Here is a 20334-nt window from a genome sequence, read left to right as displayed (position 1 = left end):
AGACTCAGGAGCGCTGTCGTTTGTTGCGGCGCATGCGCATGAACTCGTCCAGCACCAACAGGGCAGCGCCGCAGCTGATGGCGACGTCGGCAATATTGAAGGCCGGAAAGTAGGATTGATTCCAGTAGAACAGCAGAAAATCTACCACGTGCCCGTGCATCAGGCGATCCACCACGTTGCCGATGGCACCGCCCAGAATCAGGCTTAGCGACAGGCAAAACAAGGGTTGCTTGGCCGAGCGGCGCAGCATGGTCACGATAAATACCGTGGCAACGGCTGCGATGCCGACAAAGAACCAGCGCTGCCAACCCTGACCACCGGCCAGAAAGCTGAACGCCGCGCCGGGGTTGTAGAGCAGGGTGAAATCAAAAAAGGGCAGGATATTCCAACGTTCCTGATAGAACAGGTTGCTGTCGAAATACTGTTTGGTCCATTGGTCCAGGCCGACAATAAAGGCGGCCAGAGCAATCCAGGCCCAGAACTGCCGCGAGGGCAGTCGGGCCTGGCCGGGAGAAGGGGTCATGTCCTTATCAGGCATGGTGACGCACTTCGCCTTCGCCAAACAGATTGTCCTCGCAACGACCACACAGGGTGGGGTGCTCGGCGCTCTGGCCTACGTCAGGGCGGTGGTGCCAGCAACGCTCGCACTTGGCCTGTTCGGTAGGGGTAACGTCGATGCGCAAGTCGCCTTCGCCTGCATGCACATCGGCACGCGAGACGATCAGCATGAAGCGCAAGTCTTCGCCCAGGGATTGCAGGAATTCCAGATCCTGACCGTTGGCATAGATGTCGATCTCGGCAGCCAGGGAGGAACCGATGGCGCCGGTGCTACGTACATCTTCAATGCGGCGCATCACGTCGGCACGGATGGCGCGCAGGCGTTGCCACTTGCTGCTCAGTGCCGATTGTTCGCCTTGCTCGGGCAGGACATGGAACAGTTCGGTGAAGATGGTGCCGCTAGGAACCGAACCACCGTGCATGTCGCGCCAGGCTTCTTCTGCCGTGAAAGACAGGATAGGAGCCATCAACTTGAGCAGGGTCTGTGTCAGGTGATACAGCGCGGTTTGAGCCGAGCGACGTGGCTGGCCATCTTTAGCCGTGGTGTACAGACGGTCTTTCAGAATATCCAGATAGAACGCGCCCAGGTCTTCGGAGCAGAAGGTCTGCAAGCGAGCCACGATGGGGTGGAACTCGTAGCGCTTGTAGTTCTCCAGCAACTCGGCCTGCATGTCGGCGGTCATTTGCAGGGCGTAGCGGTCGATTTCGGTCAGTTGATCAACAGGCACAGCATGTTGGGTGACATCGAAGTCGGCCAGGTTACCCAGCAGGAACTTCAAGGTATTGCGGATACGGCGGTAGCCTTCCACAACACGCTTCAGAATTTCGTCGGAGATGGACAGCTCGCCCGAGTAATCGGTAGAGGCGGCCCACAGGCGCATGATCTCGGCACCCATCTTGTCGGCAATTTCTTGCGGCTTGATGATGTTGCCCAGCGATTTGCTCATCTTGCGGCCATTGCCGTCCACCACGAAGCCGTGGGTCAGCAGGGCTTTGTAGGGCGCGCGGCCATACAGCATGCAGCCCGTCAGCAAGGACGAGTGGAACCAGCCACGGTGTTGGTCCGAACCTTCCAGGTACAGGTCGGCAGGCCATTGCAGCTTGTCAGCGTGCGAGCCGTGGGTGGTGTGATCCTTGCCGCCCAGCACGGTAGCGTGTGTGGTGCCCGAGTCAAACCACACGTCCAGCGTGTCGCGGTTTTTCTCGTACAGATCGGCTTCGTCACCCAGCAGGTCGCGTGGGTCCAGGTTCTGCCAGGCTTCGATACCGCTCTTTTCGATACGCTCGGCTACTTGCTCCATCAGCTCGGGCGTGCGGGGGTGCAGTTCACCCGTTTCCTTGTGCACAAAGAAAGCCATGGGCACACCCCATTGGCGCTGGCGCGACAAAGTCCAGTCCGGGCGGTTGGCGATCATGGCGTGCAGGCGGGCACGACCCCAGGAGGGGTAGAACTCGGTGTTATCAATGGCTTCCAGGGCCATTTCACGCAAGCTACGGCCGCTGCTGTTTTCCTTGTCCATACCGGCAAACCATTGGCTGGTGGCACGGTAGATGATGGGCGTCTTGTGACGCCAGCAGTGCATGTAGCTGTGCGGGTGCTGTTCGGTTTTCAGCAAGGTGCCGGCGTTCTGCAAGGCTTCCACGATTTGCGGATTGGCCTTCCAGATCATCTGGCCGCCAAACAGGGGCAGATTCTCGGCGTAATGCCCATTGCCCATCACGGGCGTGAGCATGTCGTCGTCCTTCATGCCGTGGGCTTTGCAGGAGATAAAGTCTTCAATACCGTAGGCCGGGGCCGAGTGCACCACGCCCGTACCGCTGTCCAGGGTAACGTAGTCGCCCAGGTACACAGGGGAGCGGCGTTGGTAGCCTGCATCCACGTGCGCCAGAGGGTGATTGAATTCGATCAGGTTCAGGGCTTCGCCGGTAGCGGTGGCCACGACCTGGCCGCTCAGACCCCATTGTTCCAGGCAGGACTTCACCAGCTCTTCGGCCACGATCAGCATGGAGCCGGTGGCGCGTGGGCTGTCCAGCTTGACCAGGGCGTAGCTGATTTCAGGGTGTACGTTCAGTGCCTGGTTGGCAGGGATGGTCCAGGGGGTGGTGGTCCAGATGACGATGGCGCCATCGTCCACGCTGTCCACGCCAAAGGCGGCGGCCAGCTTGTCCTTTTGCGCGAAGGGGAAGGCCACGTGCACGGACGGGTCGGTGCGATCCGCGTATTCAACCTCGGCTTCTGCCAGAGCGGAACCACAGTCAAAACACCAGTTCACGGGCTTCAGGCCACGGAACACGAAACCCTTTTGCATGATCTTGGACAGTACGCGCAGCTCGTCGGCTTCGTTACTGAAATTCATGGTCAGGTAAGGGTTCTCCCAGTCGGCCAGCACGCCCAGGCGCTTGAAGTCCTTGCGCTGGCTGTCGATCTGCTCCAGAGCGTAGGCGCGCGCCTTGGCCTGAACTTCAGCCACAGGCAGGTTTTTGCCGTATTTCTTTTCGATCTGAACTTCAATGGGCATGCCGTGGCAGTCCCAGCCGGGCACGTATTGCGCGTCAAAGCCAGCCATATTGCGGCTTTTGACGATGATGTCTTTCAGAACCTTGTTGACCGCGTGGCCAATGTGAATGTCGCCGTTCGCATAGGGAGGGCCGTCGTGCAAAATAAATTTGGGACGACCGGCACTGGCTTGCCGAATTGCTGCATAGACTTTGTTTTCTTCCCACTGGCTAATCCAGCCCGGCTCACGTTTGGCGAGGTCACCACGCATGGGAAAGGGAGTGTCGGGCAAATTGAGAGAGTTTTTATAGTCCATTTGAAGCAAAGTAGTCGCGAGCGCGTTGTGCATCGTTGTCGATGGCGGCGATCATTGTGATGAGGTCCGGGAATTTTTCCTCGTCCCTGACAAATTCCAGAAATTCTATACGGGCAAGTTTACCGTAAGCATCCAGGCGTTGGTCCAGTAAATGCACCTCTAACAGCAGCCGTCCCTGGTCTATGACGGTTGGGCGTACCCCCAAGGAGGCAATGCCGGGCAGAGCCTGTCCGGTCAGTCCGTGCACCCGGACCACGTACACGCCGGAGCGTGCGGCACAGTGTTCAGGAACACGCACGTTCAGGGTCGGGTAGCCAATGTCCCGGCCCAGTTTCTGGCCATGAATGACATGGCCACTAATATGAAAGGGTTTGCCCAGCAGGGCACGGGCTCGGTCCAGTTGACCCACGGCCAGGGCGGTGCGCACTTCCGAGCTGGAGATGCGGCGGCCATCGGCATCGGCGACATCGTGCAGAGTCTCGACGCTAAAGCCATGGCGCTTGCCCGCTTCGCGCAACATTTCAATGTCGCCGGCCCGTTTGTGGCCGTAGCGGAAATCCTCGCCCACCAGCAGCCAACCCGTATTCAGGCCCTGGACCAGAATCTCGTCAATAAAGGTGGCTGCCGACATATCGGCCATGGCCTGATTGAAGCGGGCCAGATAAATTTGTTCAATGCCACATTGATGCAGGGCTTCGACCTTGTCGCGCAGGCCGCTGATCTGTGTGGGGATCAGTTCGGGCCGTTGGCCGCGCTGCGCAAAAAAGGCGCGTGGGTGGGGCGTAAAGGTCATTACACAGGAGCTCAGGTCCTGCTGACGCGCCATTTCATTGACGCGATGCAAGATGGCCTGATGGCCCAGATGGACCCCGTCAAAATTGCCAATGGTGACAGCGCTGCGGGCCGTGCTGTTGCGCCGCGGCAGAGAGCGATAGAGTTTTAGATCAGATTTCACAAGCGAGAGTTTACAATTTTGGATTCGTTATTTCTCGGGAAACAGGATTTTGACCGATTCCACCCTACCTTGTCGCCTTGTTGTGCTTATTTCAGGCCGGGGCTCCAACTTGCAGGCCATAGGCGAACTGATCAAGACAGCGGGCTTAAATGGCCGTATCGAGGCGGTCATCTCTAACAAGGGCGATGCGCCCGGACTGGAATGGGCGCAGCGTCAAGGGCTGCCTACCGAGACGGTTTCGCATCGCGAATTTGCAACACGTGAAGCCTTTGACCAGGCTTTGGCACGCGTGATCGACCGCTACCAGCCAGATTATGTTCTACTTGCGGGATTCATGCGCATCCTGAGCACCGATTTTGTTCAGCACTATGCAGGCAAGCTCATCAATATACACCCATCCTTGCTTCCTAGCTTTCCCGGTTTGAATACCCATCAACAGGCACTTGACGCGGGCGTGCAGTTTCACGGCTGCTCGGTGCACTTTGTGACCCCTGTGCTCGATGATGGTCCCATCATTGCCCAAAGTATCGTGCCCGTCCTGCACGACGATGATGCACAGACTCTGGCAGAGCGCGTTTTGGCAACCGAACACCACGTCTATACCGAGGCCGTACGCTGGCTGATCGAGGGACGGGTGCGTTTGCTGGCTGATGGCCGTGTCGAGGTTGCTGGACTTGCGCATCGCGGCTTTTATTTCCCCGCCTGATTGAGCGGGCTATTTGGAATTTTTGAATATTCATGTCTGATCACCAACAATCCCGCGGCCGCTCGGACCGCAAGCGCCCGTCCTCGTCTGCCCAACGTAACGAGTCTGGAGCGCGTGGTCGCCCTTATGCAGCACGCCGCGACAAACCCTCGGGTCCACCCGAGCCGGGCGCGATGGCACAGCGCCGTCTGGAGCAGGTCTCCAGCGCCTTGGGTGAAGTTTTGCAGTGGAAGCACCCCGCTGACCTGGCCTTGACACGCTGGGCGCGTACACGCCCCAAAATGGGCTCGCGTGACCGTGCCGAGATCCGCGAGGCCGTGTTTGATGTGCTGCGCCACCTGCGTCAGTACCGTAACTGGGCGGAAAGCGGCGTAGGCCCATCTACCCGTCGTCTGGCCATTCTGGGCCTGTCTACGGCTATCGGTCAGGAATCCCTGTCTTTGGGGCTGACGGAAGAAGAGCGCCAGTGGCTGGGCCATATCCGCGCCCTGAATGTGGACGGTCTGCCGGTTGGCGTGCGCCTGAGCCTGCCCGAGTGGCTGGAAGAGCGTCTGAAAGAGATTCCGGATTCCTACAAGCTGATGGCCGCCATGAACGAGCAGGCCTTGCTGGATCTGCGCGTCAACCCCATGAAAGCCGAGCGCGACACGGTGTTGCGCCAGCTGCAAAACGGCCCCATGGCTCGTTTCAAGCCGGTTGCCATGCCGTTTTCGCCCTGGGGTATCCGTATTGAAGGCCGCCCATCTGTCGCAGTATGGCCACAGTATGAGAAGGGCGAGCTGGAAATTCAGGAAGAGGGCAGCCAGTTGCTGACCGCCTTGCTGGAGCCTCGCCGTGGCGAGATGGTTATTGACTACTGCGCCGGTGCCGGTGGCAAATCCCTGCTGCTGGGTGCTTTGATGCGCTCCACAGGCCGTTTGTACGCCTTTGACGTGTCGGCCACCCGCTTGAACAAGGCCAAACCGCGCTTTGCCCGTGCCGGTCTGTCCAATGTGGTGCCTGTCGTGATTCAGGAAGCGGGCGACCAGCGTGTTCGCCGCCTGCATGGCAAGGCACAGCGTGTATTGGTAGACGCTCCGTGCAGTGGATTGGGAACTTTGCGTCGAAATCCTGATCTTAAGTGGCGTCAACACCCCCAAGCTCTGGAGCAGTACACTCAGATGCAGGCCGACATTCTGGAGCAAGCCGCGGCTTGTGTCGCACCAGGAGGTCGTTTGGTTTATGCAACATGTAGTTTCTTGCCTGAAGAAAACGAGCAGCAAGTGCAGGCGTTCTTGGACAAACATCCCGAGTTCAAGCTGCTGGATGCCCGGGAAATCTTGAAGGACAAATGTCCGGCCCTCGCGCTAGAGGGGCCTTATTTGAATCTGCGCACGGACCGTCACCAAACCGACTGTTTCTTTGGTGCGGCACTTGAACGAATCACGGAAAGTGCTTGATTTAAAGCAAGTTCGTCCTTAAATAGTGTTATTGTTAACTGGTTAGGTGGGCTACACTTTTCCGGTTTCCCTTAACACAAAGATCAGGTCTAAAAGGGTCTATGCAATCGTTTCTTTCTTTTCTTGCTGACGGATGGCTGCAACTGTCTTGGTGGCAGCTCACTCTTGTCATTCTGGCGGTGACGCATGTCACTATTGTGTCAGTTACCGTATTTCTCCACCGCAGTCAGGCGCACCGCGGGCTGGACCTGCACCCTGCGCTGATGCATTTCTTCCGTTTCTGGCTCTGGATGACCACCGGTATGGTCACAAAAGAATGGGTTGCGATTCACCGCAAGCACCACGCCAAATGCGAACGTGAAGGCGATCCCCATTCCCCTGTGGTCTTTGGTCTGGGCCAGGTATTCTTCCGTGGTGCCGAACTGTACCGCCAGGAAGCCACCAACCCTGAAACCTTGAAGCGTTTCGGTCACGGCACCCCCGATGACTGGCTCGAACGCAACCTGTACAGCAAATACAGCATGTTGGGTATTACCATCATGTTGGGTATTGATCTGTTCCTGTTCGGTCTGCTGGGTCTGACTGTCTGGGCTATCCAGATGGCCTGGATTCCTTTCTGGGCTGCCGGTGTGGTGAACGGTCTGGGTCACGCTATCGGTTACCGCAACTTTGCCAGCCCTGATACCAGCACCAACGTGTTCCCTTGGGGCATCATCATTGGTGGTGAAGAGCTGCACAACAACCACCACGCTTACGGTACGTCCGCCAAGTTCTCCAGCAAATGGTACGAATTCGACTTGGGCTGGTGCTACATCTCGGTGTTCAAGGCACTGGGTCTGGCCAAGGTCAAGAAAGTCGCTCCCAAGCTGCGTCTGGAGCCTAGCGTGCCTTCGAATGCTCCGCTGGAAGGCATCAGCCTGGCCACCTTGCAGGGCGTGATTACTCACCGCTACGAAATTCTGGCTCGCTATGCGGACATCATCAAAACCACGGCCTCGGAAGAGATTGCCCGTCTGAAGCCACAGGTGAACAAGGACAACCCGAATTGCTCCTGGTCCCTGCTGGAAAGCTGCAACGACTGGATTGGTCGTGGCGACGACGTGCTGGCTCCCGAGCAGCGTGCTGAACTGGAAACGGTAGCGGCTGGCGATTCCCGCCTGTCCATCCTGGTTCGCATGCAGCGTGAACTGGCCGGTATCTGGGAAAGCTCCAGCGCCTCCAGCGAGCAGTTGCTGTCTGACCTGCGCGCATGGTGCCAGCGCGCTCAGCAAAGTGGTATTGAAAGTCTTGAGCAGTTCGCCTTGCGTCTGCGCCGCTACGCGGCATGATGGATCGCTTAAACCCGGAACAGCGAGCCGCCGTTACTTTACCCTCTGGCCATGCCCTGGTGCTGGCCGGAGCCGGTAGCGGAAAAACCAGTGTACTGACCTCCCGGATGGCCTGGTTAATCCAGACCGGGCAGGTCAGTCCTCATGGCCTAGCTGCTGTCACCTTCACCAATAAAGCCGCGCGCGAAATGCTGACGCGGCTTACTTCTTTATTGCCTATCGATACCCGCGGAATGTGGGTCGGGACCTTTCACGGCCTGTGCAATCGCTTGCTGCGCATGCATTACCGTGATGCCGGTCTGGTGCAGACGTTCCAGATTCTGGATACGGCAGATCAGTTGGCCTCCATCAAGCGTATGGTCAAGGCCAATAATGTGGATGACGAGAAATTTCCGCCCAAGGAAATTCAGAAGTTCATCAACGCCTGTAAAGAAGATGGCCAACGTCCTGGCGACCTGGAAGCGCACGACCCTCACCGCCGCCGCCTGATCGAGCTCTATCAGCTTTATCAAGAGCAGTGCGAACGTGAAGGAGTAGTGGACTTTGGCGAGCTGCTGCTGCGTGCCTACGAGCTGTTGTCCCGCAATGCCCCGATTCGCGAGCATTATCAGCGCCGTTTCAAACACATTCTGGTCGACGAGTTCCAGGACACCAACGTGCTGCAGTATCGCTGGTTGCGTCTTTTGGCCGGTGATCAGGCCTGCATGTTTGCCGTGGGCGACGATGACCAGTCCATCTACGCATTCCGTGGCGCGAACGTGGGCAATATGGCCGACTTCGAGCGCGACTATGCCCGTGGCAATGTGATACGCCTGGAGCAGAACTACCGTTCCTGCGGCCATATTCTGGATTCGGCCAACGCGCTGATCGAGAACAATAGCGGCCGTCTGGGCAAGAATTTATGGACCGATAGTGGCGAAGGCGAGCTGGTACGCATCAGCGAACTGGCCTCGGATGCCCTGGAGGCTCAGTGGATTGTGGACGAAGTCCGCGCCCTGATCGCCGAAGGCAAGCCACGCCGTGAAATTGCCATCCTGTATCGCAGCAACGCCCAGTCCCGAGTGATTGAGCACAGACTGTTTTCCCAAGGCTTGCCCTACAAAGTGTATGGCGGCCACCGCTTTTTCGAGCGTCAGGAAATCAAGCACGTACTGGCTTACTTGCGGTTGATGGATAACGCGGACGATGACACCGCTTTCTTGCGCGTCGTGAACTTCCCGACTCGTGGGATTGGCGCTCGCTCCGTGGAGCAGCTGGCTGATCTGGCGCGTGAGCGTGGTACCAGCTTGCTGCGTGCCATTCCTTACCTGCAAGGACGTGCGGCTGCCAGCCTGATGCGTTTCTCGAACCTGATTCAGGATATGGCCAGCCAGGCACAGATCCTGTCCTTGCCCGAGCTGATTGAGCACGTTGTCCACGACAGTACCTTGCTGGCCCATTACCAGGCCGACCGCGAAGGTGCCGAACGGCTGGAAAACTTGCAGGAGTTGGTCAACGCGGCTACGGTTTTTGTGGGTGAAGAAGGCTTTGCCGAACTGCCCGCAGGTCGAGTCCCCGAAGCAGTGGCGGGCGAGTCCGAGCAGGCCATGCAGAACCCGGATCAACCGGCTGCCTCCGTGCTGGCTCCCATGTCGCCTTTGGGCTCTTTCTTGACTCATGCTTCTCTGGAAGCAGGGGACAATCAGGCCCAGGCAGGCCAGGACGCCATTCAGTTGATGACGATCCACGCAGCCAAAGGTCTGGAGTTCGATGCCGTCTTCATTACTGGTTTGGAAGAGGGCTTGTTCCCGCATGAGAACAGCTTGTTCGACCCCGGTGGGATCGAGGAAGAGCGTCGTTTGATGTACGTGGCGATTACGCGGGCGCGTCAGCGACTGTACATCACTCTGGCGCAAAGCCGCATGTTGCACGGCCAGACGCGTTACGCCATGCGTTCGCGCTTTCTGGAAGAGCTGCCTGAGCAACACATCAAATGGTTGTCGGCCCGCTATACCAGTACACCCATGCAGTCAGAGGCCAGTTCGGGCGCCTTCCGTCGTGGTCAAAGCTGGGAGTCCAAGGACAAGAGCTATTCAGCCCAGCCTTACGGCGGTCGCAGTCACACCAGCGTGCTGGAAGTGAATGGCCAGACTTTCCGGGTGGGGCAGGGGGTGCATCACAACCGCTTTGGTGAAGGCACCATTATTAATCTGACGGGTCAGGGCGACGATGCCCAAGCCTTGATTCAGTTCCGTGAAGTCGGCAGCAAGACTTTGGCCTTGGCCATTGCCAAACTGGATCCTGTTAGCTAAAAAGTGAAGCAACTACTGAATCAGTCAATCGCCGTTTGAAGGCCCCCGGAAACTCCGGGGGCTTTTTTTTATGGCCGCACAAAGCGATGGGAATTTTCAAACAGACTTGTTTTTGGCCTGGTTCTTGCATCAAGCAGTTCAATTCTCCAGTTCCTCATTCTTGGTTTCGTAGCCTCCCAAGAAAAGATTCATGTTTTATTTCCTGTTTTTGACAGAAGGATGGTGTGTTCGGAATCCCTTGCTGTATGCGGGTTTCCTGTTTTTAGTATTCTTCTTTTAGCTGCTATATGAGCGTTATATATAAGGGTTATAGATTCTGGTTATAAAGATGGTGCCCCCATAAAATCGAAGCCTAAATTAATTACAAATAACAAACATACATGGAGGCGATCATGGAACCTAGCAATCTCTCGCGCCGGCGCATGCTTTTGTCCACGGGCGGAGTCATGGCTTTGGCGGGAACGGCAAGCCTGACACCCTTGTCAGCGGCACTGGCTCAGGAAAAGGCAAAAACGCAGGCCAAGGCCCTGCCAGCCTATGCATCCTGGAAACATGCCGACAGCTTGATCGTGCATAGTGCCAACACTATTGAAACCAAACGCAGCGCTTTTGGCTCGGGTTTGATCACGCCGCTGGATCGCTTGTTCGTGCGTAATAACGTCGCTCCCCCGTCCGAACAGATCGTTGCTGATCCGGACGCCTGGGTGCTGTCGATCAAGGGTGTGAAGAAACCGAAAGACATGAGCGTCGCCGAGCTGAAACGCCTGGGTTTGGTGGCTGTGCCCATGGTGCTGCAGTGTTCGGGTAATGGTCGTGCTTTTTTCCCTGAAAAACCCAGTGGTACTCAGTGGACGGTAGGTGCAGCTGGCTGTGTGGTCTTTACCGGCGTGCCGATCAAGGCCGTGCTGGAGGCTGTGGGCGGCATGGAGGAGGGCGCCAAGTACATGACTGGTCAGGGCGGCGAGGAAATTCCTCAGGGGCTGGACCCGAACACCATTATGGTAGAGCGTTCGATTCCCCTGGAAGCCATTGATGACGCTATCTTGGCCTGGGAAATCAATGGTCAACCCATCCCCTTGGCTCACGGCGGCCCCTTGCGCTTGATCGTGCCGGGTTACACCGGGGTCAATAACGTCAAGTACATCAAGCAACTGGCGTTTACCAAGGAGCAGTCTGCTGCCAACATTCAGCAAAACAGCTACCGTTTGGCGCCTGTGGGTGAAAAGTCCAACCCCAATCAGGAGTCGGTTTGGGAAATGCCCGTCAAGTCCTGGGTGACCAGCCCTAGTGGTGAGCCTGGCGAAGAACTCAAGGCCGGCAAGGTGCAGATCCAGGGCTTGGCTTTTGGAGGCATGTCGGCAGCCAAAGAAGTGGAAGTGTCCGTGGATGGTGGCAAGAACTGGGTGAAAGCGACGTTTGTAGGCCCTGATCTGGGCAAGTATGCGTGGCGTCAGTTCGTTGCAGGCGTGGATTTGAAACCAGGCAAGTACGAGATTGCCAGTCGCGCTACCAGTGAGGCAGGCACGGTACAGCCTGAAGAGCGCGTACCTAATAACCGCGGCTATTTGAATAACAGCTGGCGCGACCACATGTTGGCTGTCACGGTCGTTTAAGTCTTGAATGTTGTACCCGCCCCGTCAGCTCGGGGCGGCTATGGAAGGGAATCATGAAGAAATATCTAGTTGCTGCAGTATCTGTATTTGTTTTTAGTACTCAAGCCTACGCTCAGGAGCAAGGCAGGGAACTGTTTCTGACAGGTGCCAAACCTATTGCCTGTGCGGTCTGTCATACCTTGGCTGATGCTGGTTCAGCCGGGGCAATTGGTCCGGATCTGGATGAACTCAAGCCAGGCAAGGAACAGATCCTGAAGGTCATGAAAGAAGGCATGGGCGCCATGCCTTCTTTTGCACAAACCATGAGTGACGAAGAGCGTGATGCTGTCGCCACCTATGTCAGCTCTGTAGCGGGTCAGTAAGTTCCACCTGCTGTAGCCAGACGCTAGCCGCCTTACCCTTTCTTCTCCTGATCCGGAGGCAGAAATTCGGTAGGCGGCTTTTTATTGGCATTGTGATGCAGGATGCGAGCGGGGCGACCTTCCTCATCCAGCCAGATCTGGCCGATTCCGGAACCATTCCATACCCGTTCCCCCTGTTTGCGCTGATCCGGCAGACGCGGGCTGATGCTCAGGTCACGGCGTTGCGTAAACCAGTTCAGAGGGGATCGCGGCGAGTAGAGCCAGCGGTTCAGCCGATCCAGCCAGTTCAATAAAGCTTCCGGAAATTCGTTCTTGATGCCGCTGCTGGTGACTTGCCATATATGTGGAATGTGCCCGCTATGGCGTACCTGTACATCGTAGACAAAGGAATAGTGCACATCGCCGGACAGAATCACATAGTTTCCGGGCGTGCGTGAATGCCTGAAGATGTTCAGCATGGTGTTGGCAGCCCCTCGGTGGGCCATCCAGTTCTCGGCGTCTACCGTCAGAGCAAAACCCGCGTACGTGCAGATGCTTTGTATGACTTCGATCAGCTTGACGCCAAACATGGGCGTGGGCGACACAATGATGGCGGCACGTTCATCCAGCAGTTCGTGCTGGAGCTCGGTCAAAGACTCCCAATCCATCAGTCCGGACGGGCGACTGGGCAAACGGCGCTTATGCCAGCGGCGTGTGCGTGTATCCAGCACGATCAGGGTAGGCTGTGTGCGCAGCACATAGTCCCATTGGCGAAACTCCAGCAGTTCCTTGATCAGCGCATCTTGAGTCTCATGTTCAAGACGCTGATATTCATCCGGCTGGCTGGTCCAGGCGGTCACCGTGTCCAATACAGACTCAAACACCTCGGGCCGGTTGCCCCAACCCTGACACAACATATAGGCGATCAGGGCATTGCCTACGATCTGCCGTGAAAAAGGATGGCCATAGGCGACGCTTTCCCATTTGGCGGACAGATTCCAGTCATCGGTGATGTCGTGGTCGTCGAAAATCATCAAGGTTTGCACGTGGGCCAAAAGGCGTGCTGCTTGGGGCAGGTCCTGACGGAAACCTTCCAATGCCAGTGACTCGCGTTGCCAGCGTTGCTGATGCTTGGGCTCCAATTGAGGAGGCTCAGGCTCGGGAATGATTTGCCATGGGATGGGGGACCAAACCAGCAAATACATGGCCATGACTTCGGCCAGCGTGACCAAGTGATTGTGTGCGTTGGCAGTGGTGAAAATCGGTTTTTCCACACCACCAAAAAAGCGCTCGCGCAGATCTTCGTTGGATTTGAAGGCAGGCAGCAAATCCGCACGTCGGTAGTAGCTGGCGGGGTGCCGGTAAAGCGATTCACTATCCGAGACGACGGCGCCTTCCAGATATTCCCCATACAAGCCTAGCCGCTCAATCAAGGCATGAATGGCCGCCAGCATGGGGCCGGCCACATCGTCGGCATAAACCTGGTCTCCGGACAGCATCAGCAAGGCAGGCCGGGCATGGGCTTGGGTAATGTGCTCACTCAAGACTGTGTCGGCCTGAGCCAAACCATCGCGCGAGGCGTGATGAGGCTTGCGGCACGAGCCAAACATCAGATTGTCAGCGCGGCTGGCCAGCACAAAGCTGGGCCGGGTTTCACCCTGGTGCAGCAGATGGGGAGCCCAATCAGCAATCCCTTGCTCCGGTCCACCTTCGATTGAGGCGAGCAAATCGTAGTGAACAAGCGTGTCTTGGGGCAGGGCTGTAGTTAGTGGTACATCCAGAAAGTGGATAAAGGCCTGCTTGCCCAACTGTACGATGCGACAGTGCTCGCTACTGAGCGAAATACGCTGGGGAGCGGCACCCTCTGCTTGCAGGACCAGGTCCAGGCTCAAGGCCGAGCTGCCAACCAGCCATAGCACCAGGCGCTGGGAATCGAGGCGACGCAAAATAGGGCCTGCCAGTACAGGCGGCAGTGTGGGGAGATGTGGGGAGAGACTCAAACGGGTGACAGTCAAAATCAGAAAAGATAATGGACAGTGTAGGGCCTATAAAGTTGCAACTCGTACTGCTTAGCTGTCTGCCACTTCCGGGCTGGCAGCCAGAAAAGCGGTAATTTGCGCGTCCAGATCGTCCTCATGCACCACGCGGACTGGAAAGCCGAATTTTTCGCTCAAAGGGGCGACAAAGGCATTCAAGGAAAAGGCCATCAAGGCATTGCTGACAACTACCAGGCTGGCGGCACAGGACACGCTCAGACGGCTGCGGTTGGCCTTGATCCATTGTGAGAATTCCTCCTTGTCCGTGCCTTCCTCTGCACCGGGCAGCTCGCGGGTCAACAAGACAAAGCGTCGTCCTTGATCCAGCAAGGCTTCCAGTTCCGCTTTCCAATTGGATGGGGCGCTGTTCGAGATCCAGATACGTGGGAATTCCTGTGTAGCAACGTGCATGTGCGGGTCCTGAGAGTGTCTGTTTATGATTTGTTTTGAATGCGCTGCTTTGTACCATCAATCAACAGGTTCAGGCCAGTGATAAAACGGCCCGTAAAATCATCGGAAAAGATTGCCTCGCGTGCCTGCCAGTTGCTGGGGTACTTTTCTTGAGCCAATTCTAAAAAAGCCTGTTTGCGTAAAGACAGGTCCAATGTGCTGCCGGGCCCCAGAGCCTGTTCTTCCATGACAAAACCCAGAATGTAGTAAATCAGGCTAAAGCTGGCCTCGGCAGCAAATTGACTGTCTGCGCCTGCCTGCATGAAAGCGGACAAAAAGGCTTCGCTGGTGCGCAGCACATTGTCGGTGACTACATAGGTACCCGCAAAGACGCGAGCGCCGTCTCGCCTTTGCAACAGGGCCTGCCGGAACTCCAGGCCCAGATGCCGAACTTGTTCATCCCAGGCTTGGTTGCTTGGGCTGTGTCGCGCCACGTTTTCTACCAACGCGTCAGCCATGCCATCAATCAAGGCTTGCTTGGCATTGAAATGCCAATACAGCGAGGGGGCCTGGATATTCAGGGCCTGAGCCAGTTTGCGCAAAGTCAGGCCTTCCAGCCCCTCCTGGTCCAGCAAGTCCAGCGCTGTCTGGATGATGTGTTCACGTTGAATACGGGGCGCTTTTGTTGCCATGTTCTCTCCGATATTTGCAACCTAACGCTGTTAGTTTATCATTCGCTCATAGACTAACAGTGTTAGTTTGTGATTTTTGATTGAGCAGGGATACGGTTATGAGCACCTCAACAACTTCAACGGAACGCAAAGCGCTGGGCCTGCGGCTGGCTCCTTGGCTGGGCTGCCTGGCCATGATTGGGCTGCTGATTCTGGCGACCACGCAGTGGAACGAGTGGACCAGTAGCCGCCGCATACAGAGCACTCAGAATGCTTACGTGAAATCCGATTTTGCGGTGCTCAGTGCCAAGGTTTCGGGCTACGTGAAAGCCTTGCCCTTGGGGGATTATGAGCAGGTCAAGGCGGGGGATCTGATTGCGCAGATTGATCCGGCCGATTACGAGCTGGCCGTGGCGGCAGCGCAGGCGGAACAGTCCAAGGCGCAGGCCCACCTGGAAAATCTGGACGGTGAAATTGCACAGCAACAGGCGCGTATTAAAGAGGCGCAAGCCAAGCTGCGCTCCGTGCAGGTGCGCGTGCGGCAATATCGTAATAATCCTTCGCGTCAGGCAAGGCTGGTCAAGGAAGGTGCCTTGTCACGGCAAGGCTATGAAAACGCCCAGGCCGATCTGGATGAGGCAATCAGCCAAGGGGAGGCCGCTACCGCGCAAGTGGAGCTGGCGAAAAACTCCCTGAAGGTTCTGCAGGGGCAGCGTGCGATTCGTACCGCTGATTTGAAATCGGCTGAAACTGCCTTGGAGTCTGCTCGTCGCAATTTGGGCTATACGCGGATTGTGGCCCCTTTTGACGGGGTCTTGAACAAGCGTCATGTGCAAGTAGGCAGCTTGTTGAACCAGGGCACGCAGATTGTTTCCATCGTCCCCCTGGAGCAGGCCTACGTTATTGCAAACTACAAGGAAACGCAGCTTGCGCATGTGCAGCCTGGGCAGCCGGTGGAGTTGACCGTGGATGGCTTGCCCGGTGGCAGCTGGCGGGGGCGCGTAGTAGAGATTGCACCCATGAGCGGGGCCGAGTCTTCCTTATTGCCTGCCGATAATGCCTCCGGGAATTTCACCAAAGTGGTGCAGCGCATACCGGTGCGTATTGAGCTGGAGCCGGGCCAGGCACAGTTGGAGCGTCTGCGCCCCGGTATGTCGGCACAGGCCAGAATCGACACGGCGGGTTCCCACGTTGCGGCTTATGACACGCCGGGTTTGAAACAGACTCGTCAACTGGCCATCGTTCGGGCTCAGGAGGGCTGACCATGCCGTTCTCCAGGCTGATGGCTAATACGCAAACTGCACGCCCCATCCTGACCGTGATGGCGATCTTTCTGGGCGCGGTCTTGACCACCGTGCAAGGGCGTCTGTTTTCCGCTGCCTTGCCGGACTTGCGCGGCCAGTTTGGCTTGGATGTGCTGGAGGCTGCCTGGTTGGGAACGGCCTTGAATGCGGCGCAGCTGATCTCCATGCCGATTGCGCCGTGGCTGGCAACCGTAATCGGGCCGACCCGGGTACTGCTGGTGCCCAGCCTGCTGTTGGGCTTGGCCGCCTTTTTGATCCCTTTCTTTGCCCATCATTACCCCGTCTTGTTGAGCCTGCACGGACTGGCCGGACTTTGTCTGGGGATTTACCTGCCACTGACGATGTCCCTGGCTTTGCGCAGTGTGCACCCTCGGCTTTGGCTGGCTGTCATGGCAGCGTACAGCTTGCGTGTTTCAACCGGCATGGATGCGGGCTATGGCACATCCGGTTTTTTACTGGAGGAGTTCAGTTGGCATTGGGTGTATTGGCCCACTGCTTTTGTGGGGCCAGTGATTGCGTTTCTGGCTTGGAAAGCCATGCCGTTGACGCCTATAGATCGCGACCAATTGCAAAACGCCGATTGGGGCGGGATGGCCTTGTTTTGTACGGGTTTGGTGCTGGCCTTTGTCGGGATAGAGTCCGCGGAACGGCTGGGCTGGACTGATTCCGGTCTGGTTGTTTCTGCTCTGCTCGGTGGCGTGGTGCTTGTGGCGGCCGCCATAGGACGTGGCATGCGCAGGCAGAACTCCTTTGCCAGCCTGATGGCTTTGAGCAATCGAAATATCCGTGTGTGCCTGATTATTGCCTGCCTGTTCGGCGTGCTGATGACACCGACGTCTTTGCTGATCCCCAGCTTTCTGACCCAGATGGGGGACTTGAAGCCCCTGCAAGCGGGTGCTGCCACCTGGATTGCGTTTGGGGCTTACCTGGCCTCGACTCCGCTGGCGATCTATCTGGCCCGACGTCTTGAGCCACGCCTGATGATGATTCTCGGTTTAAGCATCATCGCCTTCACCGCCTGGCTGGGGACTCATATTAGCCATGACTGGCGTGTGGAGCAGTTTGTTTCGATCCTGATTTTGCAGTCTGTGGGCGAGAGCACCATGTTGATCGGCTTGATTGCTGCTTTTGTGACCAATCTGAATCCTCAACATGGAGTGGCTTTGGGTGTGTACGTCCCCATTGCTCGTGTCTTTACGCCCGTTGCCGCCGCCACGCTGGTGTCTACCTGGCTGCGCATGGCAGGCGATATCAGCCGCAGCAGTCTGAGTAGCCATCTTGTAGAGGGTGACCCTCTGGTTATGGAGCGGGCTTCGGACGGCGTGGCCGCCTTGGCTCGCGTTCTGGCTCGTGAATCGCAGGTCGCTGCGCAGATCAGCGCCTACAACCTGGTGTTATGGTGCAGCTTGCTGGCCTTGTGTCTGGCCGTGCTGCTGCGTTCTTCACCCCCCAATCCCATTGCGCCTCCCTTTGCTCGACCTGTTTAGGTCCTGGCGGAGAGGCGGTTTTTTAATCAAGGAGATTCATTATGAAATTAGGTTTATGGACAGTGGCTTGCACGGCTTTGATCGCTTCAAGCGCTGCTTGGGCGGCTGACGGAACTGCACAGGTGCAGGGCCAGAGCTACAGCAAAAGTCGCGCTCAGGTGGTTCAGGAGTTGCAAGAGGCTCAACAAGCCGGTTTGCTGGATTTTGCAGACGATGAATATCCAGTCCTGCCTGCGGGCAGTGTTCATAAGACGCGTCAGCAGGTTGTGCAGGAGCTGGAACAAGCCAGAAAACAGGGCCGCCTTTTGTATGTAGCCCCATAAGGCTGTCTTGAGCTGCCTTTGCGGTATTTTGTTTAAGGTTTAAAAAGGGACTGAGACTGCCTAACGGCAAGCTCAGTCCCTTTTGCTTTTATGAAATTGCTTTTGCGGAAACGGGTTTCAAACCTGGGCTATAGGATGACGCATCAAACGCAGCGCCACCAGTACAGACAAGCTAACGACCACTGCACTGAACAGATAAGTCGCTTCCAGCCCCCAGGTTCCTGCGACTGCGCCCAGGGCAGGGCCGGTGATGCCCAAAGAAATGTCCAGAAAGGCGACATAGGCGCCCATGGCGACACCTCGGCTTTCGGGTGGTGCGCGGCGTACGGCCTCGACACCAAAACCAGGAAAGGCCAGGGAATAGCCCCATCCGGTCAAGGCTGCATCCAGGTACGCAATGGCAGGGCGGTGGGCACCCCAGATCAGCAAGAGACCCACTGCTTCCACCAGCACGCATAGCAAAGCGACGCGTGCCCCGCCCAGCTTGTCAGGCAGATGACCAAAGAACATGCGCGCAGCAATGAAGGCAAGCCCAAAGGCTGTGAATGCCAGCGAAGCATTGCCCCAGTTGCGATCAGCAAAGAGCAGGGCGATAAAAGTGGTCAGACTGCCAAAACCGACACTGCATAGCAGCAAGCCCATACCGGCGCCCCAGACCAATCCCAGGACTTGGTAGAAAGGGGTACGACGCAGCGCAGTGGGGGCGGTGGCGCGGACCTTAAGCAGCATCACCAGGGAAATCAAAGGCAACAGCGTGACGGCGACGGCGATACTGTTAAAACCGTACTCCTGGTTCACCACAACACCCAAAGGGGCGCCGACAGCATAAGCGCCGTACATGGCCACACCCACCCAGGCCATGACTTTGCCTGCATTTTGCGGGCCAACCAGACCGATGCCCCAGCTCAAGGCACCCGTCACAATCAGGCTTTCACTGCAGCCCAGCAAGATACGGCCAATCACCAGCACCCAGACCGATAGGGTTGGTGTGCTGACAAAGCTCAACGAAGCCAGATAGGCCAGGCCGGACAAGCACATCACCATCAAACCCAGCATGACGGCGTGCTTGGAGCCTTGTGTATCAGCCAGATTCCCGGCCCAGGCACGGGAGAGCAAAGCGGCTGCGAATTGAACACCGATAACCAGGCCCACGACCAGCGTACTCATCTCCAGCACATTGTGTACATGCAAGGGCAGTACGGGCAGGGGCAGTCCGATACTTAGAAAACTGACGAACACGGCTCGCGTTTTGTCCGAGCGTGGCTATGCCGGCAACAATACCAATGTGGTCGCGGAAGTGGCTGGAGTCAGCGTGGGGTCGGTGTATCAGTACTTCCCGAATAAGGACTCACTGATTGCCGCCTTGCATGAACGCCATGCTTTGCAAATGAACCAGGCTATGGAAAGCAGTCTGGCCGATACGCAGTCCCTGGGGTTGCGGGGGCGTTTGAGTGATCTGGTCAAAGCCTGGTTGGCCGCGCATCGGGTGGACCCGGAATTGCATCGGGTACTGGAAAAGGATTTTCCTTTCTTTGATGCGCCAGCCAGCGAGAGCCAGGCTGATCAAAGTATTCGTGACCGCATTCGTCAACTGCTGGAAGAGCACCGTAGCGAGGTTGCCCCGCAGGATCTGGATTTAGCCACCTGGGTAGTAATGCAAAGTCTGGAGTCCCTGATTCATGGTGCGATCATTCCGCCCGGTGTGCCGTATCCACCGGAGCAGGTGGAAGAGGCCATTGTGGACTTGCTGTGTGGATATTTGGGCTGTGCGGGCTGTGGGAATGGGGGTGAAGGGAGCTGAGTTGTCGAGCCGGTTCTCGAGTGAGTTTTGGCTCACATGAGTTTGTTGTTTGCTGGCCGGAATCACCTTAGCTAAGGCATGCAGTGGACGATGTACTGCAGCAAAACGAAGGATGGGGGGAGCATAGCCAGCTTTACGAGTGTATACCCCCTGTGCTCATGGTCCTGTCTCAGATCCCCAGGTGGCAGCAATCAGGTGCCTGCAGTCTCGCAAGGTCTCAATGTGTGTTTTACAGACCATCAAGAGCTTCCGTCAAAAAGGCGCCAATCCTTGTGGAT

General features: G+C 57.0%; 17 protein-coding genes. 10 read left to right on the top strand and 7 right to left on the bottom strand.

Annotation, left to right across the window (positions count from 1 at the left end):
- Positions 1 to 4: 4 nt before the first annotated feature.
- Genes lspA through N879_RS04480 form a run of 3 tightly spaced genes read right to left on the bottom strand, consistent with a single transcriptional unit; the run spans position 5 to position 4326 of the window.
- Positions 5 to 538 (bottom strand): signal peptidase II, encoded by a 534-nt coding sequence (gene lspA, locus N879_RS04490; RefSeq protein WP_009455718.1) that lies wholly within the window; start codon positions 536 to 538, stop codon positions 5 to 7.
- Positions 531 to 3371: an isoleucine--tRNA ligase gene (gene ileS / locus N879_RS04485; RefSeq protein WP_021446743.1), complete on the bottom strand. Its 2841-nt coding sequence runs from the start codon at positions 3369 to 3371 to the stop codon at positions 531 to 533. Before ileS ends, lspA begins: the two co-directional genes overlap by 8 nt.
- The gene (locus N879_RS04480) at positions 3361 to 4326 is read right to left on the bottom strand and encodes a bifunctional riboflavin kinase/FAD synthetase (RefSeq protein WP_009455719.1); all 966 of its coding nucleotides are present in this window, start codon (positions 4324 to 4326) and stop codon (positions 3361 to 3363) included. Before N879_RS04480 ends, ileS begins: the two co-directional genes overlap by 11 nt.
- A gap of 49 nt (positions 4327 to 4375) precedes the next feature.
- On the opposite strand from N879_RS04480, the gene purN reads away from it, so the two are divergent.
- The 6 genes from purN to sorU all read left to right on the top strand — a co-directional run bounded on the left by purN (position 4376) and on the right by sorU (position 12065).
- Positions 4376 to 5032, top strand: a complete 657-nt coding sequence (gene purN / locus N879_RS04475) for a phosphoribosylglycinamide formyltransferase (RefSeq protein ID WP_009455720.1) — start codon at positions 4376 to 4378, stop codon at positions 5030 to 5032.
- Positions 5033 to 5205: 173 nt separating this feature from the next.
- Positions 5206 to 6471 carry an RsmB/NOP family class I SAM-dependent RNA methyltransferase gene (locus N879_RS04470; RefSeq protein ID WP_045931823.1) on the top strand — a complete coding sequence of 422 codons (1266 nt, stop codon included), beginning with the start codon at positions 5206 to 5208 and terminating at the stop codon, positions 6469 to 6471.
- A gap of 101 nt (positions 6472 to 6572) precedes the next feature.
- Positions 6573 to 7799 (top strand): DesA family fatty acid desaturase, encoded by a 1227-nt coding sequence (locus N879_RS04465; RefSeq protein ID WP_021446741.1) that lies wholly within the window; start codon positions 6573 to 6575, stop codon positions 7797 to 7799.
- The gene (locus N879_RS04460; protein ID WP_022983186.1) at positions 7796 to 10090 is read left to right on the top strand and encodes a UvrD-helicase domain-containing protein; all 2295 of its coding nucleotides are present in this window, start codon (positions 7796 to 7798) and stop codon (positions 10088 to 10090) included. Before N879_RS04465 ends, N879_RS04460 begins: the two co-directional genes overlap by 4 nt.
- 392 nt (positions 10091 to 10482) lie before the next feature.
- A complete protein-coding gene (sorT, locus tag N879_RS04455; protein WP_009455723.1) occupies positions 10483 to 11703 on the top strand; it encodes a SorT family sulfite dehydrogenase catalytic subunit in 1221 nt (406 codons plus the stop codon).
- Between the two features lie 53 nt (positions 11704 to 11756).
- On the top strand, positions 11757 to 12065 hold the full coding sequence (sorU, locus tag N879_RS04450; RefSeq protein WP_009455724.1) for a SorU family sulfite dehydrogenase c-type cytochrome subunit: 309 nt from the start codon (positions 11757 to 11759) through the stop codon (positions 12063 to 12065).
- A 32-nt stretch (positions 12066 to 12097) separates the two neighbouring features.
- On the opposite strand, the gene N879_RS04445 is transcribed toward sorU, so the two are convergent.
- The 3 genes from N879_RS04445 to N879_RS04435 form a co-directional block, all read right to left on the bottom strand.
- Entirely contained in the window at positions 12098 to 13990 is a 1893-nt protein-coding gene (locus N879_RS04445; RefSeq protein WP_009455725.1) for an alkaline phosphatase D family protein, read from the bottom strand.
- A 123-nt stretch (positions 13991 to 14113) separates the two neighbouring features.
- Positions 14114 to 14491, bottom strand: coding sequence for a hypothetical protein (locus N879_RS04440; RefSeq protein WP_009455726.1), 378 nt, complete (start codon positions 14489 to 14491; stop codon positions 14114 to 14116).
- 23 nt (positions 14492 to 14514) lie between these two features.
- A complete protein-coding gene (locus tag N879_RS04435) occupies positions 14515 to 15162 on the bottom strand; it encodes a TetR/AcrR family transcriptional regulator C-terminal domain-containing protein (RefSeq protein ID WP_009455727.1) in 648 nt (215 codons plus the stop codon).
- A gap of 98 nt (positions 15163 to 15260) precedes the next feature.
- On the opposite strand from N879_RS04435, the gene N879_RS04430 reads away from it, so the two are divergent.
- Genes N879_RS04430 through N879_RS04420 form a run of 3 tightly spaced genes read left to right on the top strand, consistent with a single transcriptional unit; the run spans position 15261 to position 18255 of the window.
- The gene (locus N879_RS04430; RefSeq protein WP_009455728.1) at positions 15261 to 16403 is read left to right on the top strand and encodes an HlyD family secretion protein; all 1143 of its coding nucleotides are present in this window, start codon (positions 15261 to 15263) and stop codon (positions 16401 to 16403) included.
- 2 nt (positions 16404 to 16405) lie between these two features.
- A complete protein-coding gene (locus N879_RS04425) occupies positions 16406 to 17932 on the top strand; it encodes an MFS transporter (RefSeq protein ID WP_009455729.1) in 1527 nt (508 codons plus the stop codon).
- Between the two features lie 41 nt (positions 17933 to 17973).
- Positions 17974 to 18255: a DUF4148 domain-containing protein gene (locus N879_RS04420; RefSeq protein WP_009455730.1), complete on the top strand. Its 282-nt coding sequence runs from the start codon at positions 17974 to 17976 to the stop codon at positions 18253 to 18255.
- A 117-nt stretch (positions 18256 to 18372) separates the two neighbouring features.
- Here the strand turns inward: N879_RS04420 and N879_RS04415 are convergent, their stop codons facing one another.
- Positions 18373 to 19494 carry an arabinose transporter gene (locus N879_RS04415; RefSeq protein ID WP_009455731.1) on the bottom strand — a complete coding sequence of 374 codons (1122 nt, stop codon included), beginning with the start codon at positions 19492 to 19494 and terminating at the stop codon, positions 18373 to 18375.
- Between the two features lie 10 nt (positions 19495 to 19504).
- Between N879_RS04415 and N879_RS04410 the strand changes: the two genes are divergently transcribed.
- Positions 19505 to 20056, top strand: a complete 552-nt coding sequence (locus tag N879_RS04410) for a TetR/AcrR family transcriptional regulator (protein ID WP_021446739.1) — start codon at positions 19505 to 19507, stop codon at positions 20054 to 20056.
- The last annotated feature ends 278 nt before the right edge of the window (positions 20057 to 20334 follow it).

It is taken from the genome of Alcaligenes sp. EGD-AK7 (assembly GCF_000465875.3).
Taxonomy (GTDB): Bacteria; Pseudomonadota; Gammaproteobacteria; order Burkholderiales; family Burkholderiaceae_B; genus Alcaligenes; species Alcaligenes phenolicus.
This window is presented reverse-complemented; position numbering and strand designations above follow the sequence as displayed.

Coding starts and splice junctions, on each gene's coding strand:
- sorT (WP_009455723.1), top strand. CDS start 10,483: ATGGAACCTAGCAATCTCTCGCGCCGGCGCATGCTTTTGTCCACGGGC.
- sorU (WP_009455724.1), top strand. CDS start 11,757: ATGAAGAAATATCTAGTTGCTGCAGTATCTGTATTTGTTTTTAGTACT.
- N879_RS04460 (WP_022983186.1), top strand. CDS start 7,796: ATGATGGATCGCTTAAACCCGGAACAGCGAGCCGCCGTTACTTTACCC.
- N879_RS04440 (WP_009455726.1), bottom strand. CDS start 14,491: ATGCACGTTGCTACACAGGAATTCCCACGTATCTGGATCTCGAACAGC.
- N879_RS04430 (WP_009455728.1), top strand. CDS start 15,261: ATGAGCACCTCAACAACTTCAACGGAACGCAAAGCGCTGGGCCTGCGG.
- N879_RS04470 (WP_045931823.1), top strand. CDS start 5,206: ATGGCACAGCGCCGTCTGGAGCAGGTCTCCAGCGCCTTGGGTGAAGTT.
- N879_RS04465 (WP_021446741.1), top strand. CDS start 6,573: ATGCAATCGTTTCTTTCTTTTCTTGCTGACGGATGGCTGCAACTGTCT.
- N879_RS04420 (WP_009455730.1), top strand. CDS start 17,974: ATGAAATTAGGTTTATGGACAGTGGCTTGCACGGCTTTGATCGCTTCA.
- N879_RS04435 (WP_009455727.1), bottom strand. CDS start 15,162: ATGGCAACAAAAGCGCCCCGTATTCAACGTGAACACATCATCCAGACA.
- ileS (WP_021446743.1), bottom strand. CDS start 3,371: ATGGACTATAAAAACTCTCTCAATTTGCCCGACACTCCCTTTCCCATG.
- N879_RS04425 (WP_009455729.1), top strand. CDS start 16,406: ATGCCGTTCTCCAGGCTGATGGCTAATACGCAAACTGCACGCCCCATC.
- lspA (WP_009455718.1), bottom strand. CDS start 538: ATGCCTGATAAGGACATGACCCCTTCTCCCGGCCAGGCCCGACTGCCC.